Source organism: Meiothermus sp. Pnk-1 (assembly GCF_003226535.1).
GTDB lineage: Bacteria > Deinococcota > Deinococci > Deinococcales > Thermaceae > Allomeiothermus.
On record NZ_QKOB01000006.1, the window covers coordinates 133,109 to 147,810 of the forward strand.

Here is a 14,702-nt window from a genome sequence, read left to right on the forward strand (position 1 = left end):
ATGGCTCCGTCAGAGCGAAGCAAGTTTCAGAGGATTCCCAGGGAGGGTGATGGGAAGGAGCAAGCGGCTCAGCACAGTAGAAGCGGCCCTGCGGGTACTGGCCTACCTGGCCGCCCATCCGGAGGGGCTCGAGGCGAGGGAGGTGGCCCAGATGCTGGGCAAGAGCCTCTCCACGGCCTACGCCCTGCTGGCCAGCCTGGTCGCGGAGGGCTTCGCCGAGCGGGAGGGGTCTAGCTACCGGGTCTCCAAGGCCGCCTTGGCCCCCGCCCACCTCCCCCCCAAAGCCGAGCACTTCGAACGCCTGCAGGACGCGCTCGAGGAGCTTTACCTGCGCACCCGGGAGCGGGTCTATTTGGCCTTGCTCACCCCGGAGGGAGGGCTCGAGCTCGCCACCCGCGGCCGCCAGGGGCTGCCCAAGCCCGGGGGGCTGGAGAGGCAGGTCCAGGGGGGGTTGTACGCCTTCGCGCTGGGAAAAGCAGTCCTGGCCTACCTGCCGGAGGAAGAGCTCACCCAGCAGGTGGGAGAGTTGCGCCCCCGTACCCCCTACACCCTCACCGATCCTCTAGCCTTGCGCGAGGAGCTGGCGCGGGTGCGGCAGATGGGCTTCGCGGTGGAACTCGAGGAGTACGCCCTGGGCCTCTCTGGGCTGGCTGCGCCCATCTTTGGCTCCGAGGGACAGGTGATCGGCTCGCTGGGGGTGGTGGTGCCTTCGCGCCGGTTCCCCTACGCCTTTACCCGACTGCTCCGGGCAGTGCAGGAGGTGAGCCAGGCTAGCGCGAGCCAGGTTGGGGCGCAGCCCAGGCGTGAAGCCCCATCGCTCGAGAGCACCTGGCTGCCCGCACCCCCGAAAACCCCCGACAAGACGCCCGAAGCGCTCGAGGTGTGGGCCGATCCTGCGCTCCGCCGCGCGGCCAACCTGCAAGACTACCGCAGCGCTTATCGGCGCAGCCTAGAGGACCCCGAGGGGTTCTGGGCGGAGTGGGCTGAGCGCTTCTGCTGGTTTGAGCGGTGGAGGAAAGTCCAGGAGCTGAACCTGCCCCTTCATCGCTGGTTTGTGGGTGGGACGACCAACCTGAGCTATAACGCCCTCGACCGCCACGCAGCGGGGCCCCGGCGCAACCAGCTAGCCCTGGTGGCGCTTTCGGGAGAGGGCAAAATCCACAAACTCACCTACCGCGAGCTGCTGGAGCGGACGGCCCGGTTGGCTTCGGCCCTAAAGCGGCTGGGGGTGGCGGCGGGGGATCGGGTGGCCGTGTACATGCCCACCGGGCTCGAGGCGGCCCTGGCCATGCTGGCCTGCGCCCGCATCGGGGCGGTACACGCCCTGATCCCAGCGGGCTTAGGAGCGGCTGCCCTGCGCGAGCGGCTGGAAGACACCGGGGCCAAGCTCTTGATCGCAGCGGACCGGGCTTACCAGGCCGGACAGGCCGTATCCCTGAGCGGGATGGTCGAGGAGGCGGTGCAGGGGCTAGACCTGGAGGTGCTATGGCACCGCCGGGGCAGCACCCCCAGGCACCCCGAGTTCTGGGGGGTGCTCGAGGCCGAAAGCACCCTGGCCCCCGCCGAACCATTAGACAGCGAGCATCCGCTATTTATCCTCTACACCTCGGGCTCCACCGGCAAGCCCAAGGGGGTCGTCCACGTTCACGGCGGCTACATGGTAGGCACCACCTACCACCTGCGGCAACTGTTCGACCTCAAGGACGGCGAAACCCTGTGGACCACCGCCGATCTCTCCTGGATCGTAGGGCACGCCTACGGGCTCTACGCTCCCCTGCTCGAGGGCCTTACCACCGTCTTGCGCGAGGAAAAGCTGGCCTACCCCGATCCCTCGGCGTTCTACGGCATCCTGGACGAGCTGGGGGTGAACGTGCTGGTGACCAGCCCCACCTGGCTGCGCCACCTGCGCCGTTATGGGCCGGAGTGGGCAGCCCAGGCCAACCTCTCGAGCCTGCGCCTGGTGACCTCGGTGGGCGAGTACCTGGCCCCCGAGGTCTGGCAGTGGGCCCACACTTACCTCAAAACCCCCGTCATCGATCACTGGTGGCAGACCGAAACCGGGGCCCCTACGCTGAGCACCCCGCTTTGCGAACCAGCCCGGCCCGGCAAGGTAGGCCTGCCCCTCCCAGGGGTCGAGGCCAAAGTAGTGGACACCGAAGGTCGCGAGCTACCGCCGGGCCAGAAAGGGCACCTGGTGCTCCTCCAGCCCTTTCCCCATTTCATGCGCGGACTGTGGAACAACCCCGAGGGCTACCGTGCGCTGTGGCAGAGAATCCCCGGCTGTTACGTCACCGGTGACCTAGCCGTGCGCGACGAGGCCGGATACATCGCTCTCTTGGGGCGCTCAGACGACGTGATCAAGGCCGGAGAGCAGCGCATCGGCACCGCCGAGATCGAAGGGGCCATGCTCACCCACCCGGCGGTGGCGGAGGCCGCAGCCATCGGCCTGCCTGACCCCGAGCACGGCGAGACCATCAAGGTCTATGTGGTGCTCCGCACCCCGGACGTAGGGGCCGAGGTGCAGTCGGTGCTGGCCCAAAAGCTCGCCACCCATCTGCGCCGCCAGCTGGGGCGGCTCGAGGTACCCGTCGAGGTATCCTTCCTCCCCCGGCTCCCCCGCACCAAAAGCGGCAAGATCCTGCGGCGCTTGCTCAAAGCTAGGGAACTCGGGCGCGATCCGGGAGATCTGTCCAATCTCGAGGAGTAGCCCGTTCCAAATGGAGGAGGCAACCATGGGAGAAAAGGAGAAAGCCCTCGAGGCGCTAGCCGCGCAGCGTTGGCGGATTGCTTTACAGCTCACCCTGGCCATGATGGTGATCTACTTTGGCTTCATCCTGTTGGTGGCCTACGCCAAAGGGGCCATGGGCACCCAGCTGGTGCCGGGGTTGAGCCTGGGCATCCTGCTGGGAGCGCTGGTCATCATCGCCGCCTGGGTGCTCAACTGGATCTATGTGCGCTGGGCCAACCGCGAGTACGACGAGGCCATACGACGGTTGGGAGAGTAAAGGAGAAGTCCCATGCAAACCACGCTCGGACAGACCAACCCCGTCGCTATTCTCTTTTTCTTCCTTTTTATCGCCATCACCCTAGGCATCACCTACTGGGCCGCCCGCCGCACCCGCACCACTGAGCAGTTCTACGCCGCGGGGCGCAGTATCTCCGGCTTCCAAAACGGTCTGGCGCTGGCCGGGGACTACATGTCGGCGGCCAGCTTTTTAGGGATCGCGGGGTTGGTGGCCCTCTCGGGATTCGATGGGCTGATCTACTCCATCGGCTTTTTGGTGGGCTGGCCAGTGGTGATGTTCCTCATCGCCGAGCCGCTGCGCAACCTGGGCAAGTACACCTTCGCCGACGTGGTCGCCTACCGGCTGCGGCAGGTGCCGGTGCGAAGCGCCGCCGCGGTGAGCACCCTGGCGGTGGTAGCTCTCTACCTCATCGCCCAGATGGTGGGAGCGGGAAACCTGATCAAGCTCATGTTCGGCCTCTCCTACGAAGCCGCGGTGGTCATCGTGGGCGCGGTGATGCTGGCCTATGTGCTCTTCGGGGGCATGGTCGCGACCACCTGGGTGCAGATCGTCAAGGCCGTTCTGCTGCTGGGTGGGGCTTTCCTGCTGGCCCTTCTGGTGCTATTCCACTACGGACTCAACCCCTTGGCGCTCTTCCAGGATGCCGCCGCCAAACAGGGGGATAAAGTCCTGGCTCCCGGAGGGTTGGTGGCCAATCCCATCGACACCCTCTCGCTCGGACTGGCCCTCATGCTGGGCACCGCCGGGCTACCTCACATCTTGATGCGCTTTTACACCGTGCCCGACGCCAAGGCTGCTCGGACCTCGGTTACCTGGGCCACCCTCTTCATCGGGTTTTTCTACTTGGTGACCTTTGTGCTGGGCTTTGGCGCGATGACCCTGGTGGGGCCGGATGCCATCCGGGCCATCGACAAAGGGGGCAACATGGCGGCTCCGCTGCTGGCCGAGGTGTTAGGGGGTACCCCCTTCCTGGGATTCATCGCCGCGGTGGCCTTTGCTACGATCCTGGCGGTGGTGGCGGGCCTTACCCTCTCCGGGGCGGCGGCGCTCTCCCACGACATCTGGGTCAACGTGGTGCGCCGGGGCCACGTTTCCGAGGGAGAACAACTACGGGTAGCCCGGACCGCCACCCTGGTTCTGGGAATCGTGGCCATCCTCCTGGGGATCGCGTTTAAAGGGCAGAACGTGGCCTTCACCGTGGGCTTAGCCTTCGCCATCGCCGCCAGCGGAAACCTGCCGGCTTTGGTGTATTCGATCTTCTGGCGGGGCTTCACCACAGCAGGAGCGGTGGCCGCCATCCTGGTGGGCACGCTCTCCGCGGTGCTGCTCATCTACCTCTCCCCCACGGTTCAGGTAGATATCCTCAAGCATGCAGCGGCCATCTTCCCCTTGAAGAACCCCGGCATCATCTCTATCCCCCTGGGCTTCCTGGCCGGATGGCTGGTCTCGATCCTCTCCCGCGAACGCGAAGCCGAGGAGCGCTTCCTCGAGGTCGAGCGTCGGGTACACCTGGGTGCAGGTGACTAGGTGAGGTGATCCCGCTTTATGCCCACCCCGCCTAGCCGGCTAGGCGGGGGTTTTATCCATCATGAACACCCAAAAGTTCTCTGATCCGTTGGATTTTATTCGCTTGTGCCCGCCCTTTGACCAGCTCCCACCCCAGGGCTTGCAAACGCTGGAAAAAAGCCTCGAGGTGGCCTATTTGCCCGCCGGGACGCGGGTGCTCGAGGAGGGGGGTAAGAGCAGTAACCATCTATACCTGATCCGCAAAGGCTCGGTTCGACTCGAGCGAGGGGGGAAGGTGGTGATGCAGCTCGAGGAGGGTGACCTATTCGGTTACCCCTCGCTGCTCTCTCAGGACGCCCCGGCCTTCGATGTTATCGCCGAGGAAGACCTCTTGGCCTACCGCTGGCCCGCCGAGACCTTTCGCACCCTGATGGAGTATCCCGGCTTCGCCCAGTTCTTTACCCAGGGGCTCGCCGAACGGCTGCATAAGGCGGTGCAACCCGAATCCACCTACCTGAACGTAGATTTCAGCTTGCCCATCAGGCAAGTGGTGAGCCGGCCTGCGGTCTTTGTTCCCCGCGGATACACGGTGCAACAAGCAGCCCAGCTCATGCGACAGCACCGCATCAGCTCGGTGCTGGTGATGGGCGACCCGGTGGGCATCCTGACCGACCGCGACCTTAGAAACCGGGTCCTAGCCGAGGGCTTACCCCCCAACACCCCGGTAGAGCAGGTGATGAGCACTCCGCTGAAAACCTTAGCGGCCTCGAGTTCGCTCTTCGAGGCGCTATCCTTCATGATGGCCCACGATATTCACCACCTGCCCCTCACCGAGGAAGGGCGGATCATAGGAGTCGTCACCGATACAGTTTTTCTGCACCAGCAAGCGCGAAGCCCACTGTACCTAGCCCGGCGTCTCGAGCGTAGCGAAGATCCAGAACAGCTACAGGGATACGGGCTCGAGCTAGCCGGAGTGATAGAAAACCTGCTCAACGGTGGGCTGGGTGCGGCGGAGATCGGGCGCGCGGTGAGCACCCTCAACGACCTACTGCTATACCGTCTATTGCGCCTGGCCGAACAAAAGCTGGGGCCACCCCCTACCCCCTATGCCTGGATTGTCTTCGGCTCCGAAGGACGGATGGAGCAGACCCTCCTCACCGACCAGGATAACGCGCTGATCTACGCCCAGCCCTCTCCACAAGCCGCCCATTACTTCCCCCAGCTCGCGGAGTTCGTGGTAAAGGGGCTGCTGAGCGCTGGGTTCCCTCTTTGTCCGGGCGGTTACATGGCGACAAACTGGCACAAACCCCTGGCCGATTGGCTCCAGCTCTTCCGGGAGTGGATCGAGCGGCCTACCCCAGAGGCCCTGCTCGAAAGCGCCATCTTCTTTGACTTCCGCCCGCTACACAGCTCGCTTGATCTCAGCGTGCTGCGCGAAGCAGTGGGACAGGCCCGCTCGAACCAGCGCTTTCTAGCCCAGCTGGCCCGCTCCGCGCTCGAGTTCCGCCCTCCGCTCACCCTCTTCCGGCAAATCCGCCAGGATGAGGCCGGGCTCGACCTCAAGAAAAGCGGCATCACTCCCATCGTCAGCCTAGCTCGCCTCTACGCCTTAGCCGCCGGTTCCGAGGCGGTGAGCACGCCCGAGCGCCTGAAAGCTGCCGCCCAAGCCGGGACACTGAGCGAAGAGACCGCGCTGACTCTGGCAGAAGCCTTTGCCTTCTTGCTGCGTCTGCGGCTACGCGAACAGCTGCAGGCCTTCCGCAAAGGTCAGCCGGTGGGAAACCGAGTACGGCTAGAAACCTTGAGCCCGCTGGAGCGCCACCATCTACGCGAAGCCTTTCTGGCCATCCGCGAAGCCCAAGAGGCCACCCGCCTAAGCTTCCGCACTGACCAGCTCGGGTGAAGTCAGGCTGTGGTCGACCATGGATCCTCTCCCAACCAACGACAACCCCGCTTGATCGCATTTTCTTTGCTTACACCCATGCTTAAGCGCCTGCTACGACGCACCCCCGCATTGCCTTGGGAGGAAGTGGTGTACTGGGCGCTTGACCTTGAGACCAGCGGGCTCAAACCCCAAGATCAAATCCTCTCGGTGGGCATGGTTCCCATTCGGAAAGGGGTGATCCGCTACGGGGAGCACTTGTACAGCTTGGTGCGCCCCCACCGTTTCGACACGCTCTCGCTCGAGGGGCTGCGGGCCCACCAGATCCGTCCTTTTGAGCTGCGTGAGGCCCCCCCGCTTTGCCAGGTCTTGCGCGAAGTTCATCAGCGGCTCAAAGAGGGGGTTTTGCTGGTCCATCACGCTTTGGTGGACGTAACGTTTTTGAAGCGCGCGTATGCCCGTTGCGACCTGGTTTGGCCCGAGCCACAGGTAGTAGATACCGTCAAACTGCTGCACAAGCTCGGCCAACGGCGAGCGCTGCTCGAGCCCCACCTTGAAGCACCTCCTGAGAATTTGGCCAAGGCGCGGGCCTTTCTTGATCTACCACCTTACACCGCTCACCACGCTCTAATCGATGCGCTCGCTACCGCGGAGATATTTTTGGTCCTGCGCGCCAAGCTAGGAATCCGGACGTTGCGTGAACTGGTTTAGACAGTTCGTAGCCCTGGTCAGGTTTCTCAGAGGGGATTCTGTTTCAAGGCTTGGCCCCAATGATATGAACCCCACCCCAAGCGTTCCGCTAAGGGCAAGCCAAAGCCTATCTGTTATGACCGCTTCGATTGGCAGCGCTACCCGGCTATCGCCGCGAAAATACGCCGCGGTTGGGGTCCCAAAAATAAGAAAAAGCCAAGAAGATTTCTTAATGACCTCTATCCCTGGGTAAAACCCCGAACATCACAAGACTCTCATCCCTCTGACCTCAGCTCGTGGTACAGAAGAGCAAATGACCCCCCTCGAGCTGATCCAAGCGGCTGGGCCGGTGTTGTGGGCCATCCTGGCACTTTCGCTGTACGTGGTGTACACGTTCTTCTTGCACCTGCAAGCCCTCTTGCGCCTAGGCCGGGATAGCCGGTTACTCTTGACCCGGGTCCACGCCTCGATCATGCACGGCGACCTGGCCGGGGCCCTGCGGGAGGTGCGGCGTGAGCGGAGCGCGGTAGCGAATGTGCTGCGGGCGGGGCTCGAGCGGGCTGAAGTGGGAGGGATCGAAGCCGCGCTCAACGAGGCGGTGCAGTACGAGGAGGCCCGGCTTTTCCGGCCCTTGGGCGGCTTGGGAACGGCGGCCCAGATCGGCCCGCTGCTGGGGTTGTTGGGCACGGTGATCGGGATGATCCGCTCGTTCCTGGTCTTCGCTCAATCTCCCAACCCCACCCCCACCCAGCTCTCCACCGGGATCAGCGAGGCGTTGGTCAACACCGCAGCGGGGCTCATCGTGGCGATCGTGGCCTATCTGGCCCGTAGCTACCTGCGCAACCGAGCCGAGGCCCTGCTGCTGGGGGTGGACCGGGCGCGCGAGGCCCTCCCGGCTTGGCTCGCCGAGGCCCAGCTTCGCCGCGAGGGCCGCCTGCGAGGAGCCCCGGCCCCGCTTTACGAACCCGACCGGGTGGAGGCTGTGAGCCCCAAGGAGGGCGCATGAGGCGCCGAGCGGGCCTGGGGCGGCGCACCCTCGAGCCCGTAGAGTTCAACTTCGCCCCCATGGTGGATGTGGTGTTGATCCTGGTGATCTTCTTCATGCTGGCGGCCAACCTGAACCGCCCGGATCGGGCCTTTGCGGTAGACCTGCCCCAGGCCAGCACCGCCCAGGCCATCCCCCAAGCCCCGCTGGTGATCGCCCTCAGCCGGAACGGACAGGTGGCCCTCAACGGCCAGGTGGTGAGCCCGGCAGCGCTCGAAGGAGAGCTGCGCAAAGCCCTCAAGAACCCCAACCGCGCGGTCTTGCTCGAGGCCGATAAGGCCGCCACCCACGGAAGGGTGGTCTCGCTCATCAACCTGGTGCGCTTGGCCGGAGGGACCCGGCTGGAGATCGCCACCCTGCCCTGAAATGACCCCGTCCCTGCCCCCTAACGCCGAACGCAGCCGAGCGCTGCTGGCCGCGCTGCTATTTCACCTGGCCCTCTTGGTGTGGCTGGGGTTGTTGCCCCCCCTGCGCCCTTCGGCCCCGCCCCCGCTCCGCATCACCGTAGCGCCTCCCCCGACCCCGGCGGCGCAGCCTGCGCCTAGCCCCACCCCCCCGGCGGTCAGACCCCCCCAGGTGCGCCCGGCCCCAACACCCAAACCGAAACCTGCCGTACCCTCTTCGGCTCAGGCTCGAGCCTCCCAAGCCACCGCACAACCGCGGGCCGGGAGCCGCACCGTCCAGCCCGGCCCCCTACCCAAAGCTGAGCCTCAGCCCACCCCGCGTCCGGAGGTCGCCTCCCGGCCCAATCCGGCCCTCGACTCTCCGCAAAACGGCCCGCTCGAGCCCCCCAGCCCGGTCCGGTCCGCTCCGGTGGGCGAAAACACCGCGGCAGCTCGCCAGGCCCTCACCCCCTCCCCCGAAGGGAACCTGCCCGCCCGCCCTGCCCCCTCGCCCGAGATGCAAGTCGGGGGTGGACGTAGCCCCGGTAACACCCCCATCCCCGAGGGGCAGCCGCGCTCGAGGGCGGCCAACCCGACTTCCGCGCAGGCCGAACCCATAGCAGCCTCGCCGCGTTCGGGAAGCGCGCCGCTCCCCGAACCCCAGGCCGATACGGTATCCGCCCCTGACTCCCTGCGGCGCAACGGCACCTCTCCCGCGCCGGATGCCGCCTCGAGCCCCACCCCGGCCCCGCTCGCCGAGCCCCAACCTGCCGCGCCGCACCCTGGCCCTGAGACCGTGGGGAGCGAGTCCACCCGCATAGCCCCCAAGACCACCCCGTCCCCACATCCCAGCGAGCAAGCCCGCCAGGACGGCCCGGAAGCTGCCGCAGCCCAGCCGGGGGTCGAGGCAGACGGTCTCGCCGGAGGGAGGGCAGGCGGCAGGGACCAGCCGGATTGCGCCGTCGTGGTGGATGCCCGGGGACTCTCCCCCCGCCTCTCCCCTAGTCCTTCGCCGGCAGTGCTCGACCCCAGCGGTAAGAAAGTCTGGCCTAACTCCGAGGCCGTCAAGGGAATTTCCTCCAACTTGGTCAATAAGACCAGCATCGCCCTGTTCTTTGAGAAAGAAGCCGAGGTCGCCTTCGGACAATACACCCGCACCCTCAAGGTGCGCGCCGAGGCCACCAAGCCTTCGGAGTTCGCCACCTCCTCTAAATTCAACGACTACGTGATGGTTTCCAAAACCGACGCCGAGCGCATCCAATCGGCGGGGTTGACCTGCCAAATGATCTTCCTGAGGTGACCCGATGCAGCGGATGGTGATTTTTCTCAGCTTGAGCTTCCTCGCATCAGCCCTAGCCTGGCAACCGGCCCCCGACCTCGAAACCGCCCAGCGGGTAGTGGACGGGGCGTATAGCCGTATCCCTACCGTAGAGACCTCGACTACCGTGGACCTGAGCGTAAAGGACAAAAGTTTTTCCGGTGGCGTGGGGGTCAAGACGCTGTATGGAAACCCCGCCGCCTGCTTAGCCCCTTGGCTCGAGAACCCCGAGGCCTATGCCCAGTACGGTAGCCGCCCGCACTCCATCACGGTGGCGGGCCAGGCGGACGTAATCAGCCTGGAGGCTCAGCGGGTGCGCAATGCCTTCAAGAACCTATCCGCCCAGGAAGCGCTCTCGAGGGCACAAAAAATCCTGCCTGCCGGACACCTACGCATCTTTGTGGAGATTTGGGGGCTGGCCAAACCCGCCCTCCGCGCCGCCTATACCGTCGGGCTGGGCGGCCTAGGCAACGGCTTCGTGATGCCTTACAAATCGGCCTACCTGGACGACTGGAAACCGCTTGACAGCGACCCTGGGCGCTACAGCGGCACCATGGTCTATTACTTCGATCTCTCGAAGACCAGCGTGGATCCCAAAGGTACCCTCAACGTGGTGATCAAGACCGAGGCTGACAGCGATTGCGCCTATATCGTGCCGGTGGACCTGTCAAAGTTTGAATAAAAATCCGGAAGCGCTGGGCTTCCGGGGGTGGTGGCTATGGGCGGACTTGAACCGCCGACACCACGATTATGAGTCCCCCCAACCCACTGGTAATGTAGCCTCACCGGGTTCTGGACACAAGAACCGGTCTATGCCCTAATCCAAGGGGCAGTCTATGACATGCAGTCCATACTTTCAAGGGGGTACGCTTACCCGCCATTATATATGTCGGTACCCAAAATTCATGCCCCAATCCCTGTCCTACACGACCTTTCCTTGAGGTCAATACTTTCCCCTTATATACTCGAGTACAAGTTTGTAGACTTATCCCTGTCCTAGACTCTACTCATACACCTCAATGCTAGCTACTCACTCCTCTCAACCCTGTGCTGTGTGACTTACTCCTAAGGCAGTTGACCCCACCGAGGGCTAAGGTGAGCGCTATGCTTACCCTCATCCTTGTCCTGTGAGTACTTACTCCTCACATCCTTTGTACTTGGTAACCCACCTTCGTAGGTAGCCTTCGCCATGTAGCTCCCCCAACGTCCTATGTCCTTTTGGTCAATCCGTCCTCCCCACTGCGGCCTATGCTTGACTTCTGGGGCATGCCAACCGTGAAGCTCTGATTCGACCATGGCCCAGGTGTACTCCTCTAGGCGCTCAGCCGCACTCAGCAAGTTCCACGCTTCCCGCGTCTGCGCTGCTGTAACGTGGGCATGTGCACCCATCCCGTCAGCGTCAAGTTCATACTTGATGACGTGTGGAGTACTGCCGAGGGCGCGCTCGAGCTCACGCTCGAACGCACCCCGCTTACGCTTGTCCGTCAGCCACTCCTTCGGACCTTTGTACGTGCTTGTAATCACACCAGGTGCCCACTCCGGGTCACCGCTGCGCACTAGCCTGTCCAGCCTGTCCACCCACCGCTTGGTGGCCCTGGCGTGCTGCTTCCTCTCGAGGCTCGTGCGCCGTGCCGCTTCGGGCACATAGCGTACTGGTCTACGTGCTTTGCGCGGCATGGCTAGAATTTCTCGGTGACGTCGGCCATGGCCTCGAGGTCGCTCAACTGCACTACGTAGTACGGCTTGTGACCTTCAGCCTTGCCCTCGCGGACTTTCGCCGCGCTCTCGAAGTCGGCTAGGCGCTCGAGGCCTTGTCCGCCAAGCCGCGAAGGTAGGAAGCAGTACACCGCGCACACTTCCTCGCGCTTACTGTCCACCAGGGCGTAAATCAGCAAGTTGTCCCAGCGGTGCGCCTTCTCGGCCGTGCCTGCGGTGATGGTGACGCTACCGTGCCAGTGCGCGCCCTCAACCTCGGTTTGCTTCACCTCGATGCGCACTCGGTGGTCGCCCAAGAGGACCTCCGCGTCCCAGCCATGCGCACGTTCGTGTGACGTGTAGGACACCTGGTCCACAGGCTGAGGCAGCTTGCCATGCTTAGCCAGGGCCTCCAGCGCCTTAGGCACGATACGCGTTTCCCAGACTTTGAAGTACTCGTAGTACTCCAGGCTTAGGGTCGTCGTTGAAAGTGATGGTGTGCTATAATTCATTCATCTGAACCTCAAAAAAGTAGGTCAGGGGTCTGCCAACCCCTGACCTTTAGTTGCGACTACTTGTGAAGTTATCCAGGCCCGTAGGCCTTCACACGGACCTACTGCTGCCTGATGCTGCGCCGGGCTCCACTACCCTCGCCATGCCTCAATGCCACGAGGGGGGTTGGATACCCCCCTCGCTTTGGAAGCCCGTAAAACGCCTTATAGCGCCTTACAGGGGCCTTTAAACCTTGCCCTCAGCCTTAGCTTGCGCGTACTCCCGGCCCTCGAGGATACGCTGTAGCAGCTCGAGGCTTTCAGTCTCCAGCATGTAGCGCCTACCCCAGCGAATGCTAGGTACCTTGCCGCTACGTGCCCAGTCCCTTATGGTGTACCGGTTCACCCCGAGGATTCTTGCCGCTTGACCTGTAGTGAAAAGCATACGTCCTCCTGGCCTCAGCAAAGCCTGAGGCTCATAACTGCACCTAATTAGCTTGGACACCCCATTATATCGTGCGTGGGTTTTGAACCCCATACGCTGGGGGCTTGCCACATAGGTGGGCGGAGTGAGTCAAGGCCGACGCCTCCGCGAACTGGGGGTGGTCAGTACGACAGGTGCTCCTGCCCGCGCTAGCGCTGTGACCCCGCGCACTCGCACCGCGCCTTGGCCTCACTGTGGGTAGCTTTTGGGGGATATGCGGGGGGATTCGTCAATGGGCTCCAGCCTCCCGAGTCGCCACCCACACGGCAATCTCCACACTTGACGCTAGCTCACGGTCAAATTTCCGCTAATTCCCATTAGGGGAAATTTGCATTCAGCTTTGGTGCGCTTGCCGTGTGCCGCGCCGTGCGTACTCACCCGTCCGGCCTTGCCGCACTCGAGGAGTAGCTCATGAGGCATGGAGCGTGTCCACACAGCCACGTACCCACCTAGGGGGACAATTTTCCGGGCGTGACGCACCCCATAGCGTTATGGCCTCCCGATGTACCGGGGGCTGTCGCCGCCGCGCCGTGCTCAATCACACCCAGCGTTCCGGCCTAAGTACTCTGCGGTTGAGGTCTGCCGCTACATCATCCAGCACCAAGTTCACGTACCGCTGGGTCATGGAAGCAGTCTTGTGACGCATTAGCCGCTGTAGCCGGAAAGCGTCACCGCCTGCTTTCAGGTAATTTGTGGCGAATGTGTGGCGCAGCAGGTGCGCACCTACAGGCCTAGAAAGTCCAGCCCGCTTTGCCAGTCGCTGCACCCAGCGGCTCACCGAAGTCCCGGTGACCGCTAGACTACCGGTGGCGAAAAAGTAGCGGCTTTGCCCTCTGCGCTCCGTGGTCAGGTACGCTTTCATGGCCCGGTACACATCGCGGCTCATGGGTACGACGGCGTCTCCAGTCTTACCCCGTACAATGATAGCCGCGTTCTCCCAGTCCACATCCTCAACCCGCATTCGGGCTACCTCCGAAGCCCGCAAACCTGCCTGTAGCAGCACGTACAGCATGGCCCGATTGCGTAGCCGGTAGCGTGGGTCTGACCCAGCCGCAGCAAAAAGGCGGTTTACCTCCTCTTGGGTCAAGGTTTTCTTGGGCTTGTACTCCTCTCGAGGGCGCTTCATGCCCTCGAATGGAAATTTGGCGATGATGCCGTCACGGTACAGCGCTCTGGTGAATCCGCGTAGCGCCCGCTCATAGATGGCCTTGGTGTTGGTGGATACATTCCGGTCTAGCACCTTGAGCATAAGAGGCTTGGTCAAGGCGGTCACAGGGTCGCCCTGGTGGTCTCTAAGCAACAGGCTCAACGTGGTGCGGTACCACCTTATGGTGTCCGGACGCGAACCAAGCCGACGGTGGTCTGCCAGAAAGTACTCGATAGCCTCACCAATGGTCATACTGCCCTCCGTGCTTCGACACACAGACTAGGGCAGTAGACCGGTACACTTTACTTTTCAAACTCTTGCGTCTGGTAAGCTTGGTGGCTATGGGCGGACTTGAACCGCCGACACCACGATTATGAGTCGTGTGCTCTAACCAGCTGAGCTACATAGCCATTGGTTGCGGGGGAAGGATTTGAACCTTCGACCTTCGGGTTATGAGCCCGACGAGCTACCAGACTGCTCCACCCCGCGGTGTAGCGTCGCACTAGACGCAACGTTTATCTTAGGCGGGGTCGCAGCTAACGTCAAGCCTGGCGCAGAATTTTAGTCCGAAAAATCGAGGCATAATAAAGGCTGAGGGGGTAAAGGTATGGTCGGCACCCTGAGAGTCGAGCGCATCAATGCTTTACCCGAGAACCATGTGCTGGAGTGTCTGTTACAGGAATCGGGAGAGTCGATCCGGCTGGTGGTCCTGCATACCTCGCCGAGCCATTACGAGGCTTTGGGGAACATCGTCACGCGCAACGCCAAACATCTCTACCCACATTCCGGCCCCATGAGCGCAGAGCTTTTGGTCCACTGGCTAGATACTTTGTTGGTGAAGTGGAACCCTGAGGGTTCGATCAGCTGGCGAGAGCATCCGCTGGATGAGGCCACCCGTCAGTTCATCGCTACCGTGCGGCAGTCAGCGGCAGCGATAGCCAGCCGAGCCACGAGCAACGCCGCGCAAACCCCTGGGGACTAATTTGCGTACCCTTTTGGGCGACCCTGCTCAAGGAGGTTGATCTACCGGAGACA

The 14,702-nt window shown here is 63.1% G+C and carries 13 protein-coding genes and 2 tRNA genes; 10 read left to right on the forward strand and 5 right to left on the reverse strand.

The window, feature by feature from the left end; all coding sequences use genetic code 11:
- The first annotated feature begins 49 nt into the window (after positions 1-49).
- The 9 genes from DNA98_RS09930 to DNA98_RS09970 all read left to right on the forward strand — a co-directional run bounded on the left by DNA98_RS09930 (position 50) and on the right by DNA98_RS09970 (position 10,532).
- Entirely contained in the window at positions 50-2,707 is a 2,658-nt protein-coding gene (locus DNA98_RS09930; RefSeq protein ID WP_110529843.1) for an AMP-binding protein, read from the forward strand.
- A gap of 25 nt (positions 2,708-2,732) precedes the next feature.
- Complete coding sequence (locus DNA98_RS09935; protein ID WP_110530667.1) at positions 2,733-3,005, forward strand: DUF485 domain-containing protein; 273 nt, start codon at positions 2,733-2,735, stop codon at positions 3,003-3,005.
- A gap of 12 nt (positions 3,006-3,017) precedes the next feature.
- Positions 3,018-4,553: a sodium/solute symporter gene (locus DNA98_RS09940; RefSeq protein WP_110529846.1), complete on the forward strand. Its 1,536-nt coding sequence runs from the start codon at positions 3,018-3,020 to the stop codon at positions 4,551-4,553.
- Between the two features lie 61 nt (positions 4,554-4,614).
- The gene (locus DNA98_RS09945; RefSeq protein ID WP_110529848.1) at positions 4,615-6,435 is read left to right on the forward strand and encodes a DUF294 nucleotidyltransferase-like domain-containing protein; all 1,821 of its coding nucleotides are present in this window, start codon (positions 4,615-4,617) and stop codon (positions 6,433-6,435) included.
- 78 nt (positions 6,436-6,513) lie between these two features.
- Positions 6,514-7,125: a 3'-5' exonuclease gene (locus DNA98_RS09950; protein WP_110529851.1), complete on the forward strand. Its 612-nt coding sequence runs from the start codon at positions 6,514-6,516 to the stop codon at positions 7,123-7,125.
- A gap of 292 nt (positions 7,126-7,417) precedes the next feature.
- Positions 7,418-8,110 (forward strand): MotA/TolQ/ExbB proton channel family protein, encoded by a 693-nt coding sequence (locus DNA98_RS09955; protein WP_110529853.1) that lies wholly within the window; start codon positions 7,418-7,420, stop codon positions 8,108-8,110.
- On the forward strand, positions 8,107-8,514 hold the full coding sequence (locus DNA98_RS09960) for a biopolymer transporter ExbD (protein WP_110529857.1): 408 nt from the start codon (positions 8,107-8,109) through the stop codon (positions 8,512-8,514). The genes DNA98_RS09955 and DNA98_RS09960 overlap by 4 nt, the downstream gene beginning before the upstream one ends.
- Position 8,515: 1 nt before the next feature.
- The gene (locus DNA98_RS09965) at positions 8,516-9,832 is read left to right on the forward strand and encodes a hypothetical protein (protein WP_110529860.1); all 1,317 of its coding nucleotides are present in this window, start codon (positions 8,516-8,518) and stop codon (positions 9,830-9,832) included.
- A 4-nt stretch (positions 9,833-9,836) separates the two neighbouring features.
- Complete coding sequence (locus DNA98_RS09970; RefSeq protein WP_165364021.1) at positions 9,837-10,532, forward strand: hypothetical protein; 696 nt, start codon at positions 9,837-9,839, stop codon at positions 10,530-10,532.
- A 997-nt stretch (positions 10,533-11,529) separates the two neighbouring features.
- Here DNA98_RS09970 and DNA98_RS09980 read toward each other — a convergent pair.
- The 5 genes from DNA98_RS09980 to DNA98_RS10000 form a co-directional block, all read right to left on the reverse strand.
- Positions 11,530-12,057, reverse strand: coding sequence for a hypothetical protein (locus DNA98_RS09980; RefSeq protein ID WP_110529866.1), 528 nt, complete (start codon positions 12,055-12,057; stop codon positions 11,530-11,532).
- 226 nt (positions 12,058-12,283) lie between these two features.
- On the reverse strand, positions 12,284-12,574 hold the full coding sequence (locus tag DNA98_RS18520; protein ID WP_110529869.1) for a helix-turn-helix domain-containing protein: 291 nt from the start codon (positions 12,572-12,574) through the stop codon (positions 12,284-12,286).
- A 484-nt stretch (positions 12,575-13,058) separates the two neighbouring features.
- Positions 13,059-13,919, reverse strand: a complete 861-nt coding sequence (locus tag DNA98_RS09990) for a tyrosine-type recombinase/integrase (RefSeq protein ID WP_129865683.1) — start codon at positions 13,917-13,919, stop codon at positions 13,059-13,061.
- Positions 13,920-14,000: 81 nt separating this feature from the next.
- Positions 14,001-14,077 (reverse strand) — tRNA-Met (locus DNA98_RS09995).
- A 2-nt stretch (positions 14,078-14,079) separates the two neighbouring features.
- Positions 14,080-14,156: transfer RNA gene (locus DNA98_RS10000), tRNA-Met, on the reverse strand.
- 118 nt (positions 14,157-14,274) lie between these two features.
- Here DNA98_RS10000 and DNA98_RS10005 point away from each other — a divergent pair.
- Positions 14,275-14,649, forward strand: a complete 375-nt coding sequence (locus tag DNA98_RS10005; protein WP_110529874.1) for a hypothetical protein — start codon at positions 14,275-14,277, stop codon at positions 14,647-14,649.
- The last annotated feature ends 53 nt before the right edge of the window (positions 14,650-14,702 follow it).